Below are 24,321 nucleotides of genomic sequence, written 5' to 3'. Positions count from 1 at the left end.
TTTCTAACTCAGCCTTTCTCTAAGCGCATCCACGGTCAGGACACGTGAAGGAAACCAAAGGCGGGCGGACGCTTTGGGGCCGGAAAAATGAATGCCTTCGGGGTCGATGCCCGTCACTCTCCAGCGATCCTGCTTCGCGCCCGCAACAGCGGCGATGCGCGATGCTTCATCGGGAATAGAGTTTATCCTCTCGATCTCGTCCTGTTCGGCCGCCAGCAAAGCGTCGGCGCCGGTTAGATCGATCTTCAATGTTTCCGATGTCACATCGGTTGTGACATTGCGGGCCGGTCCGCCATTAAGCTGCAAATCCTCGGTCTCAAGTCTATAGAACTGTGCGTCTGGAAGACTGAGGTAGATCTTCGCCTTTGGATAACGGGCCAAATAGCGGCGCTCCATTCTTTCCCATTCATCCCGCGTCGCGAGGATTGCTTTTCCAACCAGCGTCAGCCGCGGACGCACAAGAACATCTCCGTGCTCCCGACCGGTTAGCGTCAATGAGATGCGATTGTCTGCCTCGATATTTCGTGCATGCAATGCAAGTCTTGCCACAAAGAAAAACGGCGAACCGTCCGGCTCCAGGGCAAGATTCGTAAGCGTGCCATAGGGATACGCGCTCACCGGGTCCAGCGTCGAAAGCGAAACGATCGATGCCGTGTGCAGCAGCTCTCGCGCGACTTTCAGCGCAGCGAACGGTATTCCTGCCTCTTCATCTATAGGCAGACCCCTCGGTGTGATTGCGCGGTTCAAGTCGTTCAACATGTCTGTAACCCTCCAACATTCCGCTTGAGGATTATCGACCTATCAGATTGGAATATATGTGTTTTTTTGGATGGGTGCTTTGCATCTACCCTACTTGCCAAACGCCCGGGAGTCGCTATTCTATAATCAGTCATCAGCTCCACCTCCCTCATCCTGAGAGTGAGGAGTGATCCGCGCAGCGGACGAAAAGCCAACGATTTGGCTTTTCGAATAACGAACGCCCGGAGCGATAGCGAAGGGCCGAAACGCAGTGAGCCTCGAAGGAGGCACAGCAATCACGCTGACCACGTGGATAAAAGCCTTCAATTTCATGTTTTTTATTCATCCCCTTTTCCACGCTCCTATCATTCCCCCACTGTCTGGGCGGGAAGCCTGTGCGCACGGGGTATCGGTTCAGACAGCGATGACCTCCCGCCAACAGCGATAGCTGGTGGACCCGAGGGCATCCGACAGGTCGGCGCGCCGAAGATGCGTTCGTGGTGGGAAGTGACAAACCCCGCCGATGAAACATCCCAAAGCGTGCGGAGAAACCGCGATGTTTGCCTGCACTATTGAATGCAGGAGACATTGTGCCCGACCGACCGGATAGCAGACACCGGCGGGGTGCGGACGTCGCGCCACGTATACAAACTATTAGGAAGGCACGGCCAGGCGCCCCGCTTCCCTGTTCTTTGACAATGGCCAGACGCAATTGCGAGCGTGGCGATGAGGAAACTTGACCACCGGCATTGTCGGGAAATTTCGACCATGCCATAGAGAGATCTTGCCGCATTGCACAATGCGGTTCGTACGGCAGAATGGCCTATGCCCACCACTTCGCTCACAATATTGGTCATCGACGAAAACCGCATCCGCGCTTCCATCATAGAAGCGGGTCTGCGCGAGGCGGGCCATGATCGCGTGACGATCGTCCACGACGTATCGGGCATCGCGCGGCGCATCGCGGAAATCGAACCGGACGTCATCTTCATCGATCTCGAAAACCCGAACCGCGACATGCTGGAAAACATGTTCCAGCTCACCCGCGCCGTGAAGCGACCGATCGCCATGTTCGTCGACAGGTCGGACCGGGCATCCATCGAGGCTGCCGTCGAAGCGGGCGTTTCGGCCTACATCATAGACGGGCTACGTCAGGAGCGCGTCAAACCCATTCTTGATATGGCAATCAGCCGTTTCAACGCCTTTTCGCGCATGGCAAGAGAACTGGAAGAAGCCAGAAGCGAGCTTGAGAACCGCAAGGTGATCGATCGCGCCAAGGGCATCCTGATGAAGTCGCGCGGTCTGTCGGAAGACGCCGCCTATACGCTTTTGCGCACGACCGCGATGAACCAGAACCGCAAGATCAGCGAAATTGCGCAGAGCCTTGTAACTGCCGCAGATCTTTTGGGTCCGGGGGAGAATTGAGCATGAAAGCCGAACACCAGATCAATGCCGGGTTCATGCCGCTCTTTGACAGCGCCGTTCTTATCGCGACCAAAGAGATGGGCTTTGCCGCGCGTGAGAGTGTGGATCTGACGCTGAACCGCGAAACCTCATGGGCCAATATCCGCGACCGGATCGCCATCGGGCATTTCGACCTGGCGCATATGCTGGGACCGATGCCGATTGCCTGCAATCTGGGCCTGTCGCCGCTGGCCTCCGATACAATCGTGCCCTTCGCGCTCGGTCTCGGAGGCAATTGCGTGACGGTTTCGAATGAAGTGTGGGCGGGCATGGCGGCACATGGCGCCCTGCCCGATCTGGACCCGGCGCAAACGGGCAAGGCCTTGGGCGCCTTGATCCGCGAGCAAGCGCAGGCCGGGCGTGACCCGCTGCGCTTCGCGGTCGTCCATCCGCATTCAGGGCACAGTTACGAGTTGCGCTATTGGCTCGCGGCATGCGGCATCGATCCATCGCACGAAATCGAAATCGTCATCGTGCCGCCGCCTTTCATGGCCGACGCATTGGCTGCAGGCCGGATCGACGGCTATTGCGTCGGCGAACCCTGGAACAGCGTCTCGGTCGTCGCCGGAACCGGCCATATCGCAACGGTCAAGGCAAGGATCTGGAAGAACAGCCCGGAGAAAGTGCTTGGCGTGCGCAAGGCTTGGGCGGAAAAGCACCCGGAAGCGCTTTCGGCTCTGTTGCGCGCGCTGCATCACGCGGCGCGCTGGTGTCAGGATCCGGCAAACCACGCCGAACTTGCCGCCCTGATGGCGCAGCCGGAGTTTCTCGGCGCTTCCGCCGAATTGCAGATGCCTGCCCTGACCGGAAAGCTCGCACTTGGCGGCGGGACGGAATTGACCGTCGCCGACTTCTTCGTTCCCTTCGACAAGGCGGCGAGTTTTCCCTGGAAGAGCCACGCGCTGTGGTTTTACACGCAGATGGTGCGCTGGGGGAACGTGGTGCACACGCCCCGAAATGTTGCGATTGCCCGCGACTGTTACCGGCCCGATCTCTATCGCGCAGCTCTCAAACCGCTCGGCGTCGCCCTGCCGGGTGCGAATGCCAAAGTCGAAGGCGCACTGACGACCGCCACGCCGGTCGGTTCGGCCGGCGCCAGCCTCGTTCTTGGCCCGGACGGTTTTTTCGACGGCACGGTGTTCGATCCCGACCATTTATCCGCCTATATCGCCGGTCAGATTGCGCGAAAGAATTGATCTATCTTTTTTCTGCAGTGCACAATTTTTGTGCCTTTTAAGCCTGACTGCCGCGTAACAGTGCAGCATGGCATTTGCACATGAAAAACTAAACCGTACCGTAATACGCTGATTCAAAATAGAATTTCCGAAATCATCGAAACTGGCACGGTTCATGCTTATTAATTTTCAGGCCCACTGACGGGTCAAGACATTCGCGTCCAATGACGGGCGCTTCCAAGGCAAAGCTGCCGCTCAGATTCTGGTGTTTCCCAAAGGGGAGCATCGAGGTCTGGCCGGCAGCTTTTTTATTTTCAGCTCAACCCGTTGCCTGTCCGGCGATCATGGAGCCCACAATGACCGACCCGTACCCAGCCAAAGGAAGCCAGGAAACGTCTCCATCCCGAGCGCTTTCCATGTCGACGATAGCCTTCACCGTCTGTTTCGCGGTGTGGACCATTTTTTCGATCATTGGCGTGCGCATCAAGCAGGAGCTTGGGCTGACCGAGACCGAGTTCGGCCTTCTCGTCGGTACGCCTATCCTTACCGGAAGTCTTGTCCGTATGCTGCTCGGCATATGGACCGACCGGTTCGGCGGTCGCCTAGTATACACGGCAACCATGCTCGCCGCCGCCGCCGCAACCTTCCTGCTCGCCTTTGCTCAGACCTACCCGCAAATGCTGATCGCGGCACTTGGCGTCGGCATCGCAGGCGGTTCCTTTGCGGTCGGCGTTTCTTATGTCTCGCGATTTTATCCGGCGAACAAGCAGGGCACCGCGCTCGGCATTTTTGGCGTCGGGAATGTCGGCGCCGCTGTCACAAAATTTGCGGCGCCCTTCGTGCTCATCGCTTGGGGCTGGCAGTCTGTCGCCCTTATCTGGGCAGGTGTGCTTGCTCTCATCGCCGTTGTGTTCTGGTTCACCACCGGCGACGATCCGGTCATCCGCGAGCGCCGCACAGGCCATGGAAAGCCCCGCGACTTCTGGAGCGAATTCGAGCCGCTGAAAAACGTTCAGGTATGGCGCTTCGCTCTCTACTATTTCTTTTCCTTCGGCGCATTCGTAGCGCTGGCGCTCTGGCTTCCGCGTTACCTGATCGGCGTCTACGGCTTCGATCTCGCCACGGCAGGCATGATCGGCGCAGCATATTCGATCCCCGCCAGCATCTTTCGTGCCTATGGCGGCGTTCTTTCAGACCGCATCGGCGCACGTACCGTCCTTTACTGGACCTTTGCGGTTTCGGCGGTTGCCGCGCTCGTTCTGTCTATCCCTCCTATCGACTATGTGGTGCGAGGCATATACGGGCCGATCTCCTCGCATTTCGAGATCGCACCCTTTGCTTTTATCGGAATTACGTTCGTGCTCGGCTTTTTCATGAGCCTCGGCAAAGCGGCCGTCTACAAGCACATTCCCGTCTATTATCCGCAAAACGTGGGTGCAGTCGGCGGGCTCGTCGGCATGATCGGCGGGCTCGGCGGGTTCATTCTTCCCATCGCATTCGGCGCTCTGAACGATCTTACCGGCCTGTGGTCGAGCTGTTTCATGCTGCTCTTTGCACTCGTCACCGCCAGCCTACTCTGGATGCATCTCTCCATTCGCAAGATGTCGCGCGAGACAGTCGATAACGACCGCTCGCTCGCCCTCGCTGCAAAATAACCGGAACCCCGCAAATGACCGAAAAACTCGTCATCATCGGAAATGGCATGGCGCCGGGGCGAATGCTCGAGCACCTGCTGGAAAATTCACCCGGCCGCTATCAGGTCACGATCTTCAACGCCGAGCCGCGCGTCAATTACGACCGCATCATGCTTTCGCCGGTGCTTTCGGGCGAAAAGGATTATGAGCAGATCATCATCCATGGCGATGGCTGGTACATCGAAAACGGCATAACGCTCTACAAGGGTCACAAGATCGTCTCGATCGACCGTGCGGCAAAAACCGTGACGTCCGATCATGGCGTCACCGAAGCCTATGACAGGCTGGTCATCGCAACCGGTTCCGTGCCGTTCATCATTCCGGTGCCCGGCAGCGACATGCCGGGCGTGCTCAGCTATCGCGATCTCGACGATGTGCACGCGATGCTGCTCGCCGCCCAGTCACGCGCCAAGGCCGTCGTCATCGGCGGTGGCCTGCTCGGCCTGGAAGCCGCAGCCGGGCTTCAGATGCAAGGCATGGACGTTACCGTGCTGCACGTCATGCCGACGCTGATGGAGCGCCAGCTCGATCCTGCCGCCGGTTATCTCTTGCAAAAGGCAGTCGAGGAACGCGGCATCAAGGTGCTGACCAAGGCCAATACCAAGGCAATCATCGGCAATGGCAAGGTCGAGGGCGTCGAGCTTGCCGACGGCACGATCATCCCGGCGACACTGGTCGTCATGGCTGTCGGCATCCGGCCGAATACGGGTCTTGCGAAAGATGCGGGCATCGAAACCAATCGCGGCATCGTCGTTGATGACCGGATGCACACGTCCGACCCGTCGATCCTGGCGCTTGGCGAATGCGCGGAAGTCGGCGGCAATATCTACGGTCTGGTCGCACCGCTCTATGAAATGGCGCGCGTCGCGGCAGCCGCACTCTGCGACGACACGACGAGCCGCTTCGTCCATTCCGACACGCCGACAAAACTGAAAGTCACCGGCATCGATCTTTACTCGCTGGGCGATTTTGCCGATGGCGACGACCGCGAGGAAATCATCCTGCGCGACGCCTCCGCCGGGGTCTACAAGCGCATCGTGCTCAAGGAAAACCGCATCGTCGGAACGGTTTTGTTCGGCGAGACGGGTGACGGTGCATGGTTCAACGATCTGAAGAAAAAGCAGACCGATATTTCGGAAATGCGCGACACGCTGATCTTCGGACAGGCATTTCAGGGAGGCGCCTCATCGGACCCTTTGGCGGCCGTTGCAGCACTGGCGGATGATGCGGAAATCTGCGGCTGCAACGGCATTTGCAAAGGAAAAGTCACCGGCGCGATCACCGGAAAAGGGCTCGCCAGCCTCGAAGACGTGCGCGCCCACACTAAAGCGTCCGCCTCCTGCGGATCGTGCACCGGCCTCGTCGAACAGCTTCTGAAACTGACGCTCGGCGACGCTTACAACCCCGCTGCCGTTCAGCCGATGTGCGGATGCACGACGCTCGGCCATGACGATGTGCGCAGGCTGATAAAGGCCAAGGGGATGAAGACCATTCCTGCCGTCATGCAGGAACTGGAATGGAAAACATCCTGCGGCTGCGCGAAATGCCGTCCGGCGCTCAACTACTATCTCGTGGCCGATTGGCCCGACGAATATGCCGACGATTACCAGTCGCGTTTCATCAATGAACGCGTCCACGCCAACATCCAGAAGGACGGCACCTACTCCGTCGTGCCGCGCATGTGGGGCGGCATGACCTCGTCCAAGGAATTGCGCGCGATTGCCGATGTCGTCGATAAATTCGAGATACCGGCGGTGAAAGTCACCGGCGGCCAGCGTATCGACATGCTGGGCATCCGCAAGGAGGATTTGCCCGCCGTGTGGGCCGATCTTGGCAAGGCTGGGTTCGTTTCGGGCCAAGCCTACGCCAAGGGGCTCCGCACCGTGAAAACCTGCGTCGGCACAGACTGGTGCCGCTTCGGCACGCAGGATTCGACCGGGCTCGGCATACGCATCGAAAAGTTCATGTGGGGTTCGTGGACGCCTGCCAAGCTGAAGATGGCGGTCTCCGGCTGTCCGCGTAATTGCGCGGAGGCGACCTGCAAGGATATCGGCGTGATCTGCGTGGATTCCGGTTTCGAAATCCATTTCGCTGGTGCAGCCGGGTTGGACATCAAGGGCACGGAAGTTCTCGGCCTCGTTCCCACCGAAGACGAAGCGCTCGAAGTGATCGTGGCGCTGACGCAGATGTACCGCGAGCAAGGGCGCTATCTGGAACGCATCTACAAATGGGCAAAGCGCATCGGCGTGCCGGAAATCAAGCGGCAGATCCTCGATGATCGGGAGCGGCGCAAGTCGCTGTACGACCGCTTCGTTTTCTCGCAGCGCTTCGCGCAGATCGACCCGTGGTCCGAGCGCGTTTCCGGCAAGGACAAGCACGAGTTTCAGCCAATGGCGATGGCGGGCTTTGCGCAGGCGGCGGAGTGATACCATGAACTGGACTGCGATCGGCTCAATCAACGACATACCGCTGCGCGGCGCGCGTTGCGTGAACACACCGCACGGCAAGATCGGTGTTTTCCGTACCTCGGACGACCGCGTTTTCGCAATCGAAAACCGATGCCCACACAAGGGCGGGCCGCTGACCGAAGGCATCGTGCATGGCACGGCTGTCACCTGCCCGCTGCACAATTGGGTCTTTTCGCTTGAGACCGGACTGGCCCTCGGCACCGATGAGGGTTCGGTCAAGACGATACCCGTCAGGGTCGAGCATGGAATGGTTGCGCTCGGACTTGAGGCCCTGCTGGTCAAGGCCGCATGAACGCAAGAGCGGACTTTGAAGCACATGAGGTGAGGACCGCCTGCCCCTATTGCGGGGTGGGTTGCGGCGTGCTGGCGAAGGTCGCCGCGAATGGTGATGTTACCGTTCGCGGCGACCCAGGCCATCCCGCGAATTTCGGCAAACTTTGCTCGAAAGGATCAGCGCTTGGTGAGACGATGGGTCTGGGCGCGCGCATTCTCCATCCGCAGATTGGCGGCAAACGCGCTAAATGGGAAATAGCTCTGGACCTCGTCGCAGATCGGTTCTCCGAAACGATTTCAAAACACGGACCAGATTCGGTTGGCTTCTACATCTCCGGCCAATTGCTGACCGAAGACTATTACGTCGCCAACAAGCTGATGAAAGGCTTCATCGGTTCGGGCAATATCGACACGAATTCGCGGCTGTGCATGGCATCTTCGGTCGCAGGACATAAACGTGCCTTCGGCGAAGATCTGGTGCCGGGTATCTATGAGGATCTGGAACTGGCCGATCTCGTCGTGCTGGTGGGTTCCAACACCGCATGGTGCCACCCGATCATCTACCAGCGGCTGCTCGCAGCGCGGGCAAAACACGGTACGAAGATCGTCGTCATCGATCCCCGCAAGACAGCAACGACGGATGAATGCGATCTGCATCTGGCCGTCGATCCGGGCACTGACGTTCTGCTTTTCAACGGATTGCTGGCACATCTGGCCAATAGTGGCGCGCTGGACAAAGAGTTCATTAAGGCGAGCACATCCGGTTTTGACACCGCAATCGCCGTCGCGATGGCCGATGCGCCAAATGCTTCGCGCGTTGCTGCTGGCTGCGGTCTGGACACTGCCAATGTTCAGAATTTCTTTGAAATCTTCGCCAAAACAGAGCGAGCCGTCACAGTCTACAGCCAGGGCGTGAACCAGTCCGCGCACGGAACCGACAAGGTCAATGCGGTCATCAATTGCCATCTGGCGACCGGGCGCATCGGCAAGCCCGGCATGGGCCCGTTTTCGGTGACGGGCCAGCCCAATGCGATGGGCGGGCGCGAAGTCGGCGGGCTCGCAAACCAGCTCGCCGCGCATATGGGCTTTGAAAACCCCGCCGATGTCGAGCGCGTCGAGCGTTTCTGGCGCGCACCGAATATGGCGCGGCGCGGCGGGCTGAAAGCCGTCGATCTTTTCGACGCGACCGCAGACGGACGCATCAAGGCGCTTTGGATAATGGGCACCAACCCTGCCGTCAGCATGCCGAACGCTTCACGGGTTCGCGACGCCCTGAAGCGCTGCGACTTCGTGGTCGTATCCGATGTGACCCGCACCGACACGACGCGCTATGCGGATGTAATTCTGCCTGCCGCCGCATGGGGCGAAAAGGACGGGACAGTCACCAATTCCGAGCGCAACATTTCGCGCCAGAAAGCCTTTGCGCCGATGCCGGGCAAGGCACGCGCCGACTGGCACATCGTCTGCGATGTCGCGCAACGAATGGGCTTCACCGAGGCATTCGATTATCCATCGCAGGCGGCGATCTTCCGCGAACATGCAGCGCTTTCCGCATTCGAAAATGACGGAGAACGGCTGTTCGACATTGGCGGCTTGGCCGACATCAGCGATGCGGATTACAACAGTTTTGCAGCGCGGCGTTGGCCCGTAAAATCTGGCCAGACTGAAGGCGCTGACAGGCTGCTAGGCGACGGCCGGTTTCCAACGCCCGATGGCCGTGCTCGTTTTGTGCCTGTCCGTCAGGAAGGACCAGCACTCGCCGCCGATGCGGCCTATCCGCTTGTCCTCAACACGGGACGCCTGCGCGACCAGTGGCATACCATGACCCGTACGGGCCAGGTGCCGCGCCTCATGTCGAACACGCCTGAACCGGCGGTCGATCTCCACCCCGTCGACGCCGCAGCACTGAAACTCAAGGATGGCGATCTCGCGCATATATCGTCGCGTTACGGATGGGCGCGGGCGAAGGTTCGGATCAGCACCAACCAGCGCAAAGGTCAGGCTTTCATGCCGATGCACTGGAGCGGCATGTTCGCCGCCAATGCGACCGCAGGCTCCCTCTCCTCACCGATAAACGACGCCTATTCGGGCCAGCCTGAATTGAAGCATGTGCCGATACGCATCACCGCCGAGGAAATCGCGTGGGAAGGCGTATTGATTACAAGGCGCGACCTCCGCCCAACCGGGTTCGTCCACTGGAGCCGCACCGCTGTCGATGGCGGCTGGGCCTATCATTTCTGCGGCACGGAAAAGCCGGATCAAGGCGTGTTGCTGACCAGGCGTTTCCTCGATGCTTATGCGCGCGACCAGCTTCTCGAATACACTGACCGAAGCGGCTCGACATTCCGTGCAGCGGCGATCGATGCGGAGGGCAGCATGGCTGAAGCTCTGCTCGTCGGGCCGCCGGGAATGCTGCCGAACCGCGAATGGCTGTTGTCGCTTCTGGCAAGCAATGAACCGCTTTCGATGCAGGATCGTCGCGCGTTGCTTTCGGGCCGTGCACCGGTGCCCATGCCCGCCATCGGGCGCATCGTCTGCTCCTGCTTCAATGTCGGGGTCAATCAACTGGCAACGGCTGTCGCCAATGGCTGCAATAGCCTCGATGCCATCGGGGCGAAGCTGCGCGCCGGAACCAACTGCGGCTCATGCCGCGCCGAGATAAGGAGCATCATCGATGCAGATCATATCCAGGCAGCCGAGTGAAGCCGCCACGCCGCGCATTAAACCGCTCGGTGTTCTTCCGGTTTTCTTCGACCTGACAGGCAAGAAGACAATCATTGCAAATGGAACCGAAGCAGCAGCTTGGAAGGCCGAGCTTCTGGCTGCAACGGCTGCAAGGCTTCATGTCATTAGCCCCGCACGCGCGCTTTCGGACGAAATGAAAACGTTGATCGCGCGCGATGCGAACATCGTTCATCATGACCGCGAGTGGAAACCCGACTGCCTGAGCGGTGCGGCAGTAGCCATTTGCGACGCGGAAGACGCTGCCGAGGCGGAGCGCTTCGAGGCCGCCTGCCGCGCGGCAGGTGCTGCCTGCAATGTCATCGACAAACCCGCCTACTGTCATTTCCAGTTCGGCTCCATCGTCAATCGGTCGCCCGTTATCGTCGGCATCTCGACATGCGGTGCGGCTCCAATCCTCGGACAGGCTGTCCGGCGACGCATTGAAACGCTGCTGCCAGCATCCCTTGCAGACTGGGCTGCACTGGCGCGTGATATGCGCGGCGCGGTGATCAACCGCCTCCCCGCAGGCTTTCAACGACGCGCCTTCTGGGAACGCTTCGTCGATAGGGCATTCGGTCCTGCACCGAACGAAAAGGACCGTGCAGCGCTCGACAATGCGATGGCTGCGCAACCATCGAACACAGGTCACGTCACATTCGTCGGCGCCGGTCCGGGCGACGCTGAACTCCTCACGCTGAAAGCCGTCCGCGCCCTGCAAGCGGCCGATGTCATCCTGTTCGACGATCTCGTTTCGGATGAAGTTTTGGAATTGGCACGGCGGGAAGCCAAGCGCATTCTGGTCGGCAAACGTGCCGGCCGGCCGAGCTGCAAGCAGCACGAAATCAACGAAATGATGGTGAAGCTCGCAAGGGCTGGCCGTCGCGTCGTTCGCCTCAAATCCGGCGACCCGATGATATTCGGGCGCGCCGGCGAAGAGATCGAAGTACTCCAAAAAGAAGGCATCGACTTTGACGTCGTGCCCGGAATTTCAGCTGGCATCGCAATGGCCGCGGCACTTGGCGTATCTCTCACCCATCGCGACCACGCAAAATCGGTGCGGTTCGTTACCGGCCACTCCAGGAAAGGCGGCTTGCCGGAAGATATCGACTGGAATGCAATCGCCGATCCATCGGCAACGACGATCTTCTATATGGGCGGACGCAATGCGGCAGAAATTGCAAACCGACTGATCGCACGAGGACTTGTCGCATCGACCCCGGTAGCGATTGCCGTCTCGCTCGGGCGCAAGGAGCAAATCCTGCGCACGACGCGCCTCGACAGACTTGCGTTTGAAGTTGCCGAGATCGGCGTTTCAATGCCGCTGCTTATCGGCGTGGGCGAGGTCTTTTTGAAATCATCCGCCGCGGAAGCCCCATCGATTTCTCGGGCCGTCTGAACATCAAGCACTTTCGCGCGCTATGAGCATAAAGCCGGTATCGACGCATTTTGCCCGCTTCTCCGGGACATGCGAGTCCATCAGCATCTTGATTGCACCGGATCCCATTTCCCATGGCTGCGGCTTTACGGTCGTCAACGCCGGCGACATGGCAGAGGCGATTTCGTAATCGCCCCAGCCGATTACGGCCAGGCGCTCGGGTACTGAAATCCCGCGACGCCCGCATTCGAAAATCATGCTGGCGGCAACGATGTCCGTCGGGCAGATCACGGCGTCGAGATCGGCATCCATTCCAAGCAGCGTATCGAGCGCCTGCGGCCCGCTCACAAAACTATGTGGCTCTTCCACCCCGACAATCAGATCGTCACGCAGACCTGCCTTGCGCATCTCATCTTGAAACACCGGCGGGCGCTCCCGAAACCGGCGTGACGCCTTACTGTCATTGCCGATCAGACCGATCCGCTTTCGGCCAGCCTGAATATGATGATGGCAGGCCGCACGCACGGCATCGGCGATGCGGAAGCCGATCGCCATGTCGAGTGCGTCATGCAGCAGCCAAGTTTCGACCAGTGGAATATGCGCCTTGGTCAGGAGATCCATCGTCGCTTTTTCATGCTCATTGCCGATAAGGACGATGCCCGCCACACGGAGGCCGACAAAGGCCTGCACCGCTTCCAGCTCCTGCTCCGGCGTGTCGGCCAGCATCAGAATGAGCTTATGATCATGGGCTGCAACGCCGTCCTGCAAGCCACTGATATATTGATAGAAGCTCGAATTCTTTACGGATGGAATCGTGCCCCCGATGATGCGGCTTTTGCCTGCCGCCAGATGCCCCGCCGACATATTGGGGACGTAGCCAAGCTCCATCGCGACTTCGAGCACGCGCAGCCGCGTGCTCTCCTGAACCCTGCCTGGATATTTGAACGTATTGGAGACGGTCATCGCAGAAACTCTTGCCGCTTCCGCAACATCCTGCATCGTCGCCATCCGGCTGACTGGAATATTCGCGTGATGTGATTTCATGCTGTGATCCCCAAACACCCAGCCTTATTTTTCTACCAAATCGACACTTTCCGCAATTCGCATTCTGTCGCGGCACAACCATTGACACTTAAAATCGCAACCGTATTTTAGCGCTAAAATAATAGGGCAAAAGCGGCTATAGCAAGCTTGCTGTAAGACGCGGGCAGCGTTCTCTTCGCGGGCAAATAAGGAAGTGCAAAGCATGAGCGTCGCAGAACCAGGTGCCCGGATCGGCATCGATGTCGGCGGAACCTTCACCGATTTCGTTTTATCGGACCCGCGAGATGGAAGCCTTGCATTCTACAAGGAACCGTCGACGCCGGACGACCCATCGCGTGCCCTCATCGTCGGCCTTCAATCTCTTCTCGATCAGGTCGGGTTGCAGCCGAAAGACGTTTCCGTTCTCATGCATGGCACGACGATCGGGCTCAACGCGATCATCCAGCGCAAAGGCGCGCGCATCGGTCTGATTGTCACCAGCGGTTATCGCGACATTATGGAAATCGCACGCTGCCGTATGCCGTCGTCCTTCGACTTTCATGCTGCAAAGGAAGTGCCTCTGGTTCCGCGCGGGCGCATTATCGAAATCGGCGCAAGGCTTTCCGCATCCGGCGAAGTCACGATGCGGCCTGACGATGAAGAAATAAACCGCGTGGCAACGCAGCTTGCAGCGCTTGAGCTTGACGCAGCGGCGCTCGTTCTAATTAACGGCTACACCGATCCTGCGTTCGAGGCCGATCTGGCATCGCGGATTTCGAACGCCGCAGGCGGGCTCGACATCACCTCTGCGGCTGCAATCTGGCCGGAAATCCGCGAATATGAGCGTACGTTGGTCGCTTGTCTAAACGCCTATATCCAGCCGCTTCTCCAACGCTATTTCGACGGTTTGCAGCGCGGCCTTGCCGAGCGCGGCGTCATCGCGCCCATCATCGTCACCGCCTCGAACGGCGGGTCGCTGAGTGCCGCGTCCGCAGTCGAGCGGCCTGTCGAGACGATCCTTTCCGGCCCGGCATCCGGCGTCATGGCTGCCGTTCGGTTGGCACAGGCGACCGGCACGCCGGGCATTATTACGTTCGACATGGGCGGCACGTCGTCCGACATCGCGATTGCTTCCGGCGGCATGCCGGAACTCGCGACACGCACGGACATTGGCGGGCTACCGCTCGTGCTGCCGGTGGTCAATGTAAGCGCAATCGGCGCGGGCGGCGGCTCCATCGTCTGGGTCGATCCGCACGGCATTATGAAGGTCGGCCCGCAAAGTGCAGGGGCAAAACCCGGCCCGGTCTCCTACGGCCAGGGCGGCGAACAGCCTGCCGTCACCGATTGCTACCTGACGCTCGGCTATATCGATCCTGCCGGATTTCTCGGTGGACGCATGCAGTTAGATGCCAACGCGGCGAGAGACGCTCTCGCGACAGTCGGGAAAAAAATAGGACTGACCGGCGACGACAGGGCCATTGCGGCGCAAACCGCGCAAGGCGCTTTGGCCGTCACGACCGCCGGCATGGCCAGCGCGCTTTACAAGACGCTTGCCGAGCGCGGACTGGACCCGCGCGGCTTCGCACTTGTTCCGTTCGGCGGCGCGGGGCCGACACATGCCAATCTTCTGGCCGAAGAGGTCGGCATTCCGCACATCATCGTGCCGCCCGCCGCCGGAACTTTCTGCGCAATGGGTGCGGCAGGTGCCGATCTTCGCCGCGATTTCGTGCGCAGCCTGCGCCTGCCGCTGGACGAGGCTACCGCCGCGGCGCTTATCGAAACATTCGATGCTCTCTCGACCGAGGGTCTTAAATGGCTGAACGCCGAAGGCGGGTCGCGCGGCGAAATACGCAGTGAGCGCGGCGTGGATATGCGTTACGCCGGACAGGCCTATGAGTTGCGCATAAAACTTTGTGACACGGACAGCACCGCGCAGGCCGTGGCCGAGGCTTTCCACCTCGAACATGAACGCATCTATGGGTTCCGGGATACCGAGGCCATCGTCGAGCTTGGCACGGCGCGACTTGCCGCAATCGGCATCACGCCGGATTTACCAATTCCAAACCTGCCGGAAGGCGGCACAGCCGCAGCCCAAAAAGGCGTGCGGCCGATTTTCCATCGGGGTGCGTGGATCGATGCTGCCGTCTACACCCGCCCTGCCCTTGTCGCGGGTCAAAGCCTATCGGGACCGGCAATCGTCGAACAGGAGGACACGACAATAGTCGTTCTGCCCGGCTGGACGGCGCGGGTCGATCAGGCGGGCAATCTGCATCTGGAAAGCACAGGCTCATGAAGCTCGATTCCGTCACGCTCGAAATCCTTAACAACAAGGCAGCGGCGATAACCGAGGAAATGTGCCTTACTCTGCAACGCACGGGCCGCACGCTCTACGTAAAGGAAACCGCCGATTTCGCCTGTGCGCTGGCCGGGCTGGACGGGCGCTTCTTCGCCTATCCACGCTCCATCGGCGTCTCCGGCTTCGTCGGGCTCGAATGCGCGCCCTCTATCGAGGCAGTCGGCCCGCTGGAGCCCGGCGACGTGATCCTGACCAACGATCCGTACCGCTCGGAGGGGCTGGCAACGCATCTGCCCGATCTCCACATGATCGCACCTTATTTCCATGAGGGCGAGATCGTCGCCTATGGCTGGTGTTTCGTCCATTGCTCCGATGTGGGTGGCCGCGTCCCCTCCTCCATCTCGCCGACCAATGTCGAGATCTTTCAGGAAGGCTTGCGCATACCGCCCGTAAAGCTGATGCGGGGCGGCGAGATGAACGGCGACGTCAAACTGTTTCTCGATGCGAACAGCCGCACGCCGGACGCCAATATGGGCGACATCCGCGCAATGCTCGCAGCACTTTCAGCCGGTAAGCGACGGGTGGAACAAATCATTGCGCAGCATGGCGCGGCCACTCTCGTCGATGCGCAGCGCGACCTCATCGCCTATGCCAACCGGAAAGCGCGGGCGGTGATCGCCAGCATTCCCGAAGGCACCTACAAATTCACCGACTATCTCGACGATGATGCAGTGAGCCGCCTGCCGGTGCGCATCGCGCTGACCCTGACCATTCGCGACGGTACGGTTCATCTGGATTTCACCGGCTCGGACCCGCAGGTCGCAGCAGCCATGAACATACCCTCGCGTGGACGGCCGCATGCCTGGCTGACGCTGCGCGTGCTGGCGCTTGTCCATACGCTGGACCCGACTGTGCCGCTGAATGCCGGGCTGCTTGGCCCTGTATCGATCACTGCGCCGCTCGGCACCATCGTCAATCCGGAAGAACCGGCAGCGACTGGCGTTCGCCATGCCGCTGCAATCCGTGTCAACGATGTGCTCAACGGCGCATTCGGTCTTGCCTTACCCTCAATCATGCCTGCGGCTTCCTCCGGCACGGTTATCCCCGTCGTCATGGCCGAGCCGAACGCGAAGGGCGGGCGCAATGTTCAGGTCGTGGAGCCGATGATCGGCGGCACCGGCGCGCGCGAAGGCTGCGACGGGGTGGATGGCCGCGATTCCGGTATATCGAACCTTGCGAACAACCCGGTCGAAACGGTTGAAGCCGAACTCGGCATTGAAATCCTGCGCTATGCGTTGCGACCGGATTCCGGCGGCGCGGGCAAATGGCGCGGCGGTTGCGGCATGGAATTGACCTTCCGCGTTTTGACCGACGGCACCAATGTCCTTGGTCGTGGCATGGAGCGGCTTCTGTTCCGCCCCTGGGGCCGCAATCTCGGGCAACCGGGAAAGCCCGGAAGCCTGACTATCAACGAAGGCACGGACGGTGAACGCCATGTCGGCAAGATTGACGTGCTTGATGTCAATGCAGGCGACATCGTCTCTTTCCGAACACCGGGAGCCGGTGGCTGGAGGGATCCCTTCGAGCGAGATCCCGTCTCCGTTCTCGCCGATGTCGAAAACGGCTTTGTGACAAGCGAAGGCGCTTTTTCCGACTACGGCGTGGTGATTTCAAACGGCGCGGTGGATGCGGCAGCGACCAAGGCCGCGCGCGACAATCATCAACCGGGCACGGGGACAATCGCGTTCGGCCCGGAGCGCGATGCTTGGGACGCGGTGTTCACGCCGGGCCTCATGGACGCCTTCAACGCAAAGCTTCTGTCGCTTCCGCTCGCCCGACGCCAGCGGATACGCCGCGACATCATGGAAGAAACGCTTGGTCATCTGCCGGAAGGTTTCCCGCGCAATCCGGCGGCGAGCGAGAAGACACAATCCGCGCGCAGTGTCTTTGAATCTGCCATCGCGAAGGTGGCAACATGACGATCCATCTTCCCGTCGATCATCTCGTCGCGGTTGTTTCCGACCTTGAAAAAGCGCGCATTGCCTTAGCCAATGCCGGGTTCACGGTGACTCCGATTGCACGTCACAGCGAAGCGATGGGAACGGCAAACGCCTGCATCATGCTGCGCGGTATCTATATCGAGCTGATGGGGATCGTGGCAGAGACCCCAGCAAACGAAGGCTGGCGGACGCTGCTTGAAGCCGGGCCCGGACTTCGCGGCATTGCACTGCGCAGCACCGACATAGCCGGGACCGCCACCATGCTGGCGAACAAAGACATCGCGGCAGAACCTGTCCGCGATTTTTCACGGCAGATGCCGGAAGGCGAATTGCGCTTTTCGGTCATCCGATTGCCTCGCACCATGACGCCGGGCCTGCAATGTCTCTATTGCCAGCACCATACGCCGCAGCTTTTGTGGACGCCGCAGGCGATGCAACATGCCAATGGCGCAACACGCATCACGGCTGCGTCCGTTGCGGGAAGTGCGGCGCTTTCAATGCTGGATGCAGGCGATGGTTTGCCAATCGCTGACCAGCCAGAAGGCCGCATCGAAATCGATCTGCCCACTGCGCTATCCACCGCAGATCATGATGCAATTCACCGGGAAACCGGAATACTCATCGAGAAAACACCGGTTTCATGAATTCCTTGCCCACAAATCCGCCTTCGCCGCTCTGGCGGCGTCTTTCGCGCGAGCGTTTTTCGGCGCCGCCGCTGACCGGTGACGTTCATGCCGAGATCGCAATCATCGGCGGCGGCATATCCGGTCTGACGACTGCGCTCGAACTCAAGAAACGCGGCCGCGACGTGATCGTTCTGGAAGCGGCAACGATAGGTGCCGGAGCTTCCGGCAGGGCGAACGGCCAGGTGATCGCGGCACTAACGAGACACGGACCGGACGCCATTCGCAAAACGCTTGGCGAACCATTCCTTGAGCTTCTGGCCGGTGCCGCCGACAAGCTTTTCGGGCTGGTCGAACATTATGGCATCGATTGCGATGCGCGCCGTACCGGCTGGCTCCAGCCTGCGCATACGCCGGGCCGTGTCGCGCGGACCCGCGCAATGGCCACGCAATGGGCCGCGATAGGCGCACCCACCGCATCGCTCGATCAGCAATCGATGGCAGCGCGTATTGGCAGCGATGCATATTTTGGCGGCTGGGAGCATCGCGGCGGCGGCCACATCAATCCTTACGCCTTCACCGTCGGGCTGGCGCGCGCAGCCGAAAGCGAAGGCATCGATATTTACGAGAACAGCCCGGCGACAGCGCTGACACGCGATGGCGGCGGCTGGGTCATTTCCACACCGACCGGCAGAGTGCGGGCGGAACGTGTCGCGCTGACGACAGCCGCGCATACAGGCAAGCTCTGGCCCGGCCTGTCAAACACCATCGTTCCCGTCACATCCTACCAAGCTGCGACTGCGCCGCTGGGCGGGCTTGCAGGCAAGATTCTGCCGGGCGACGAGGCGTTTTCCGATACGCGACAGGATCTGCGCTACATGCGCAAGGATCGGGATGGCCGCATTGTTTCAGGCGGGGCGCTTGCCATCCAAATGGGCGCAAGCAGCCGCCTGCCGCGCCTGATCGGACGCAAGCTCGCAGCCTTCCGTCCTGATCTCAAGGGCGTGAAGATCGAGGAATTCTGGGGCGGCAGGATCGCCATGACGGTGGATCGTGTGCCGCATCTGCACCGCACCGATGACGGCCTGTCGACATGGGTCGGCTGCAACGGGCGCGGGTTGGCGCTTGCCTGCGCGATGGCCGAAGTGCTGGCAGATGCCGTCTGCGACGTACCGGACGAACGGCTCGCACTAAAGCCGACGCCGCTTTCGCCGATCCCGTTTCATACGTTCGTCAAGCGCACTGCCCGTTTCATATTGCCTTATCTGCGCTGGCAGGACGCGCAGGAAATCTGAGCTAAGCAGCTATCGGCCTGAACCGCGCGGTCGATGCATCGCATTGATAGGCATTGGCCATCGGATAGGGATTGAGCGCCAGCGCATCGACGGCGCCGATGACCATGTCGGCCTTTTCATCGCTCATCAGCGCGCTGAAATTCAACCGCGTCCAGCCGGGCTTTTCCAGTTCCTGCCCCGACATGATCGCGGCGCGCATGGCGTCAGATTCCTCGCGCTCGATGCCCAGAAGCCGGTGCGCATAAGGGCCTGCGCAAGCGCATCCGCCCCGCGCCTGAACGCCATGGCAATCCGATAGAAGCCGCGTGAAAAGCTGCTGATGGAGATGTCCGCCCCGCGCGCTGTCGCGTATGCGCATGGAGAATATGGGCAAACAACGCTCTACCCGATCATTGCCTAAAATCTCGATATTCGGATTTTTCCGCCATACGCGAAGCGCGCGCTCGCGCAGTGCCTCATGACGCGCATCCATGAAATCCTGACCGATGGCTTCCTTGACGAGTATGGCCAGGGCCGCGCGCAGATCGCCTATGACGTTAGGCGTACCGGCTTCCTCACGGGTCGCAATATCTTCTGAATAATTATGGCCCCAAGGCGAAACAAAACGCACGGTTCCACCACCGGAAAACACCGGGCGCTCACGGCTGACCGCAGCCTTTCTCACGATCATGATACCCGACGCACCCGGCCCGCCGATGAATTTATGGGGAGACAGGACAACGGCATCCTTTTCGAATGGCGTGCCTACGCGCATGTCAATGGGCAGATAAGGTCCGCCGCCCGCATAATCCCAAACGGCCAGCGCGCCATGACGCTTCAGAAGTGCCGTGACCGGGTCTGGGTCTGTGACGATGCCGGTAACATTCGACGCGGCCGAGAACGTGCCGAGCTTGAGACGATCTGGACCGGCAGCAATGAGCGCATCTTCCAACATGGCGAGGTCCGGCCCGCCCGTTTCGGCTTCCGCGATCTCAATGATTTCGGCACCGCTTTCGCGCCATGGCAAAATGTTGGAGTGATGCTCGTAAGGCCCTATGAAAACAACGGGCTGCCCGCCTTCGCTCACAGCTTCCGGCAAGCCGAAAAGGCTGGCAATGCGGTTAAGCCCTGCCGTCGCGCCCGCCCCGGTGAAGACAGTGGCGAATGTATCATCGGCTTTGCAATGCGCCGCTACGATGGCGCGCGCCTCACGGCGCAGACGCGTCATGAAACCACCGCAGAACGACGCCTCCGTGTGGCTGTTGGCGTAGAAAGGCAGGATCGAGCCGAGCACGAACTCCTCGATCTGGCGCAAGGCGCGACCAGACGCAACGTAATCGGCGTAGACCAATTTTTTGGGTCCGAAAGGCCCATCAAAATTCGCACCTTCGCCGATCAAACCGGCGGTCAGATCAGCCAGAACATCGCCACTGCGCAGCGACTGGCCGAAGCTGGAAAGCATGATGTTTTGCGTCATTGCAATGGCCCCCGATTGATACACCCACAGGATAATCGTGATTCGACCAAATAACTCACTCATTTAATGATTGATTTTATCTTTTTAGTGGTCAAATGATCGTCTATGGCACTTGAATTGGATGCAATTGATAGATCTCTTCTGCGCGCCTTACAAAAGGATGCGAGCCTGTCGCAACGCGATCTGGCGGATCAGGTGGGGCTTTCACAAAATGCCTGCTGGCGGCGGCTACGCAATCTTCGGGAACTTGGCATCATCAAGGGCCAGACGGTGCGCCTTGATGCTGAGAAATTGGGGCTTGGCCTGACCGTTTTCGTCATGCTGCGCACCCGCCATCACTCGCGCGAATGGCTGCAGCATTTCCGCTCCGTGGTGACCAAAATCCCCAATGTGATCGACTTTTATCGCATCGCCGGCGACTATGATTACATGCTGAAAATCGTCGCCGAGGACATGAACGCTTATGACCGCGTCTATCAAACGCTGATTGAGCAGGTCGAGCTCCATACGGTCACCTCCTACATGACTATGGAAGCGATTGCGGATCAAAGAAATCTGCCGCTTTAACAGTGTTTTACGGCCTGTTTTGTAATGACATTCGGGGCCAAAATCCTGTAGAAAAGAGAGGCTCGAAGAACTGGTCCCCGCCATTCAGGTGAACAGCGGATAGTTCTGAAATTCGACCCTCCATCCGGTCGAAAAACTCGATCCCTCAAAGGATTTTTCATGCCCCGCGCAGCAGTCATCCAGCTTTTCCACGAAGCCAATGCTTTCACCCCGACCAAGGCCTCTTACGAGGGTTTCGTCTCGGCGCAATATTTTACCGGTGAGGATGTGCGGCGCGAATTCGGATCGACCAGCAACTGGCTTGGCGGCGTCACGGAATCGCTGGACGAAGCAGGCTACGAAATCGCCTATGGCGTCTGCACGGGCTGCCTTCCGGGCGGCACTTTGGACGGTGAAAGCTATCATCGCCTTGTCGCTGAAATCATCCAGTCGCTGCGCGATATTGCTGCCAGCGGGCCGGTTGATGTGGTGGCACTTTTGCTGCATGGCGCGCTTGTGGTCGAAGGTGTCAAAACGCCGGAAACCGATCTGGCAAAAAAGGTCCGCGAAATAGTCGGGCCCGATGTCCGCATTGCCGTGCCGCTCGATTTTCACGCCAATGTCGAGCCGGAATTGCCGCATACAGTGGACGTCATCATCGGCGGAAAGCTTTACCCGCATGCCGATACGCATGCGCGCGGCAAGAAGCTGATGCAGCTCGTGCTCGACAAACGACCGTTGCACACGCGACGTTTCCGATTGCCGCTGGCAGCACCCATGAGTGCGCAGACCAGCGACACGGCGCCATTTTCCGAACTGGTCGCGCTTTCGAACGAAATCGAAAAGCGCGAAGGACTTGCCGATGTCGTCGTGATGGGCGGCTTTCCCTATGTCGACTCCGATGAAGTCGGCAGCTCCGTGCTGGTTACAGGAACCGATGATGACGCCATGCGCCAGGCCTTCCGCGACATGGCGGAGGAAATCTGGGAACGACGCGACTCCATGTTGAAATCGGCGCCTTCTTTCGAGGAGGCCGCGCCGGAAATCTTTGCGCTGGCTGCCAAGGGCCGCGTCGTCATAGGCGATGCGGGCGACAATCCCGGCTCCGGCGGCGTGGCGAATGTCGCCGATATTTTCGCTGCACTCGCGGCGCAGAAACTGCCTTTCGTCGCGGGCTTTATGGTCGATGGTGATGCAGTCCTTGCCGCGCAGGCAATCGGTGTCGGCAATCGCGGCGTCGTGCCGATGGGCATGATGAAGGACGGCAAACCTTTTGAAGCAGATGTAACCGTCGAGCGCATCGCGGACCTGAAGTACCGCAACGAAGGCGGAAACATGTTCGGCGAATTGCTGGAAGGCGGCCTAAGCGCCGTGCTGCGCGTTGGCGATGCAGGGCATATCGTTGTCGTGACCGAGCGCATTCAGGCCTATGACACGCAGGCCTTCCGAAGCCAGGGCATCGATCTGGAAAGCAAGGCGATCATCCACACCAAATCGAGCAACCACTTCCGCACATCGTTCACGCCGCTGGCGCAAAACGGCGTCTATGTTGTTGATAGCGGTGGTTATGCATCAACGGATGCCCGCCGTTTTCCATTCACGAAGCGCGCGACAAGAATCCTGCCGCTGGCGAATATCGACAAGGTGGAATGGGATAGGCAGGTTGAGGACGAGTGCGGGATCGCTTTCCAGAAAACGCCCTCGAAATAGCGCTCCGTCCAACACCCCTCATCCGTCCCTTCGGGCCACCTTCTCCCACAAGGGGAGAAGGGAGGAGTTTGGCATCGACGCTTCTGCAAATCGCCACCGTCCGCAATTGGCGGAAAAGATATTGCAGCACTTTCCCTTCTCCCCTTGTGGGAGAAGGTGGCTGAGCGAAGCGAAGTCGGATGAGGGGTGTTGGACAGAGTGCGACCTTGGCCGAAATAGCCTATACCATCACCACTCCACCTTTGATCACCTGCCGATGATACCGTGCGAAATCCACGAGCACGCCTTTATCCAGTGGATTTGCGTCGAGAATATTCAAGTCGGCGCGGAAGCCCTCGCGGACATGGCCGATCTCTTGTTCAAGCCGCACCAGCTCGGCGGCGACCGATGTTGCCGAGCGCAGCATGTCGAGCGGCGAGACGATTTCGGCGCGCAGTTGGAACTCGTCGAGCTGGCGGTCATGCATCGGGCCGATAAGGTCTGTGCCATAGGCCATCGGAATGCCGGTGCGCTGGGCGAGTTCGACCGCGCGGATGCCAGAATCCAGCACGTGATTGATCTTGTTGATGCGGTCGGTCGGGAAGCCGCTTTGCGCGCCGACATCGGCGATTGCGCGCAAAATTGAAAGCGTTGGCGTCAAAAACGTGCCGTGCTCTTTCATCAGTTTTGCGGTTTCTTCGTCCAGCAGATTTCCATGCTCGATCGAGCGCACGCCGTTGCGTACCGCGCGGGCGACCGAACGCGCCGTATAAGTATGCGAGACGACGTAGAGATCGGCCATCTGAGCCTCATCGACAATTGCCGCGATCTCGGGTTCGGAGAACTGGTCGGAGGTGATGCGGTCGGTCGGCGAAGAGATGCCGCCATTGGCCATGATCTTGATGTGATGCGCGCCGCGCCGGATTTCGTCGCGCGCCGCACGGCGCACTTCGTCCAGCCCGTCGCAGCGCCGGCCAAGGCTGACCAGCGAATAGGCGGTGTCTTCGGTGTCGGTGCCCATGCCGCGATGATCGCCGTGGCCGCCGGTGGGCGACAGCGCCTTGCCGCCATAGAGCAGGCGCGGGCCTTCGATCAGGCCTTCTTCGACGGCACGGGCAAGGCCGAATTCGCCGCCGCCGACATCGCGAACGGTGGTGAAACCGCGCCGCAGCATCGCCTTCATCACCTGTGCGGCGCGGGCAGCGACATACATGGGCGACTGGCGGGGCAGTTCGCCGAGATTGGCGGTGTAGGCCGTGACATGCACATGCGCGTCGATCAGACCGGGAATGACGAAGCCGCCATCGACCTTTACGCGCCGGGCGTCGGAAAGACCGGATACCGCGGTTTCGCTGATCTCGCGGATGAAGCCGTCTTCGAGAACCAGGTGCCGGTCGGCCAGTATCTCTCCGCTCGCAACGTCAACGACATTGGCGTTTTCGAGAATTGTTATCATGGTCTGGCCTCCCGGTTTTAATGCAA

Annotated in this window: 17 protein-coding genes; 13 read left to right on the top strand and 4 right to left on the bottom strand. The window is 59.9% G+C overall.

The annotated features are described in order from the left end of the window. Positions 1–3: 3 nt before the first annotated feature. The gene (locus tag ABFT80_RS09015) at positions 4–759 is read right to left on the bottom strand and encodes a HugZ family pyridoxamine 5'-phosphate oxidase (RefSeq protein WP_347971564.1); all 756 of its coding nucleotides are present in this window, start codon (positions 757–759) and stop codon (positions 4–6) included. A gap of 804 nt (positions 760–1,563) precedes the next feature. Here ABFT80_RS09015 and ABFT80_RS09010 point away from each other — a divergent pair. The 7 genes from ABFT80_RS09010 (at position 1,564) to cysG (ending at position 11,932) form a co-directional block, all read left to right on the top strand. Continuing rightward, positions 1,564–2,163, top strand: a complete 600-nt coding sequence (locus ABFT80_RS09010; RefSeq protein ID WP_347971563.1) for an ANTAR domain-containing response regulator — start codon at positions 1,564–1,566, stop codon at positions 2,161–2,163. 2 nt (positions 2,164–2,165) lie between these two features. Next, entirely contained in the window at positions 2,166–3,398 is a 1,233-nt protein-coding gene (locus ABFT80_RS09005; protein WP_347971562.1) for a CmpA/NrtA family ABC transporter substrate-binding protein, read from the top strand. A 335-nt stretch (positions 3,399–3,733) separates the two neighbouring features. Then, the gene (locus ABFT80_RS09000; protein WP_347971561.1) at positions 3,734–5,032 is read left to right on the top strand and encodes an MFS transporter; all 1,299 of its coding nucleotides are present in this window, start codon (positions 3,734–3,736) and stop codon (positions 5,030–5,032) included. 14 nt (positions 5,033–5,046) lie between these two features. Further along, positions 5,047–7,497, top strand: a complete 2,451-nt coding sequence (gene nirB / locus ABFT80_RS08995; protein ID WP_347971560.1) for a nitrite reductase large subunit NirB — start codon at positions 5,047–5,049, stop codon at positions 7,495–7,497. 4 nt (positions 7,498–7,501) lie between these two features. Further along, positions 7,502–7,831, top strand: coding sequence for a nitrite reductase small subunit NirD (gene nirD / locus ABFT80_RS08990; RefSeq protein WP_347971559.1), 330 nt, complete (start codon positions 7,502–7,504; stop codon positions 7,829–7,831). Next, on the top strand, positions 7,828–10,515 hold the full coding sequence (locus tag ABFT80_RS08985; RefSeq protein ID WP_347971558.1) for a nitrate reductase: 2,688 nt from the start codon (positions 7,828–7,830) through the stop codon (positions 10,513–10,515). Before nirD ends, ABFT80_RS08985 begins: the two co-directional genes overlap by 4 nt. Further along, positions 10,487–11,932 carry a siroheme synthase CysG gene (gene cysG, locus ABFT80_RS08980; RefSeq protein WP_347971557.1) on the top strand — a complete coding sequence of 482 codons (1,446 nt, stop codon included), beginning with the start codon at positions 10,487–10,489 and terminating at the stop codon, positions 11,930–11,932. The genes ABFT80_RS08985 and cysG overlap by 29 nt, the downstream gene beginning before the upstream one ends. Positions 11,933–11,935: 3 nt before the next feature. On the opposite strand, the gene ABFT80_RS08975 is transcribed toward cysG, so the two are convergent. Further along, complete coding sequence (locus ABFT80_RS08975) at positions 11,936–12,955, bottom strand: LacI family DNA-binding transcriptional regulator (protein ID WP_347971556.1); 1,020 nt, start codon at positions 12,953–12,955, stop codon at positions 11,936–11,938. Between the two features lie 202 nt (positions 12,956–13,157). Between ABFT80_RS08975 and ABFT80_RS08970 the strand changes: the two genes are divergently transcribed. Genes ABFT80_RS08970 through ABFT80_RS08955 form a run of 4 tightly spaced genes read left to right on the top strand, consistent with a single transcriptional unit; the run spans position 13,158 to position 19,148 of the window. Further along, positions 13,158–15,227, top strand: a complete 2,070-nt coding sequence (locus tag ABFT80_RS08970) for a hydantoinase/oxoprolinase family protein (RefSeq protein ID WP_347971555.1) — start codon at positions 13,158–13,160, stop codon at positions 15,225–15,227. Beyond that, the gene (locus tag ABFT80_RS08965) at positions 15,224–17,209 is read left to right on the top strand and encodes a hydantoinase B/oxoprolinase family protein (RefSeq protein ID WP_347971554.1); all 1,986 of its coding nucleotides are present in this window, start codon (positions 15,224–15,226) and stop codon (positions 17,207–17,209) included. The genes ABFT80_RS08970 and ABFT80_RS08965 overlap by 4 nt, the downstream gene beginning before the upstream one ends. Then, positions 17,206–17,874: a VOC family protein gene (locus ABFT80_RS08960; protein WP_347971553.1), complete on the top strand. Its 669-nt coding sequence runs from the start codon at positions 17,206–17,208 to the stop codon at positions 17,872–17,874. The genes ABFT80_RS08965 and ABFT80_RS08960 overlap by 4 nt, the downstream gene beginning before the upstream one ends. Then, positions 17,871–19,148 carry an NAD(P)/FAD-dependent oxidoreductase gene (locus ABFT80_RS08955; RefSeq protein ID WP_347971552.1) on the top strand — a complete coding sequence of 426 codons (1,278 nt, stop codon included), beginning with the start codon at positions 17,871–17,873 and terminating at the stop codon, positions 19,146–19,148. Before ABFT80_RS08960 ends, ABFT80_RS08955 begins: the two co-directional genes overlap by 4 nt. A gap of 1 nt (position 19,149) precedes the next feature. Here ABFT80_RS08955 and ABFT80_RS08950 read toward each other — a convergent pair whose 3' ends face one another. Further along, complete coding sequence (locus tag ABFT80_RS08950) at positions 19,150–20,604, bottom strand: aminotransferase class V-fold PLP-dependent enzyme (RefSeq protein ID WP_347971551.1); 1,455 nt, start codon at positions 20,602–20,604, stop codon at positions 19,150–19,152. A 105-nt stretch (positions 20,605–20,709) separates the two neighbouring features. Between ABFT80_RS08950 and ABFT80_RS08945 the strand changes: the two genes are divergently transcribed. Together ABFT80_RS08945 and ABFT80_RS08940 are read left to right on the top strand one after the other, a co-directional pair. Further along, positions 20,710–21,171, top strand: a complete 462-nt coding sequence (locus ABFT80_RS08945; RefSeq protein ID WP_347971550.1) for an Lrp/AsnC family transcriptional regulator — start codon at positions 20,710–20,712, stop codon at positions 21,169–21,171. Between the two features lie 159 nt (positions 21,172–21,330). After that, positions 21,331–22,860 (top strand): M81 family metallopeptidase, encoded by a 1,530-nt coding sequence (locus ABFT80_RS08940; RefSeq protein ID WP_347971549.1) that lies wholly within the window; start codon positions 21,331–21,333, stop codon positions 22,858–22,860. 220 nt (positions 22,861–23,080) lie between these two features. On the opposite strand, the gene ABFT80_RS08935 is transcribed toward ABFT80_RS08940, so the two are convergent. Further along, positions 23,081–24,295 carry a metal-dependent hydrolase family protein gene (locus ABFT80_RS08935; RefSeq protein WP_347971548.1) on the bottom strand — a complete coding sequence of 405 codons (1,215 nt, stop codon included), beginning with the start codon at positions 24,293–24,295 and terminating at the stop codon, positions 23,081–23,083. Between the last annotated feature and the right edge of the window lie 26 nt (positions 24,296–24,321).

The organism is Foliimonas ilicis (genome assembly GCF_039939195.1).
GTDB lineage: Bacteria > Pseudomonadota > Alphaproteobacteria > Rhizobiales > Rhizobiaceae > Foliimonas > Foliimonas ilicis.
Note: the sequence above shows the minus strand (reverse complement) of the source record. Positions and strands in the feature narration are given on the sequence as shown.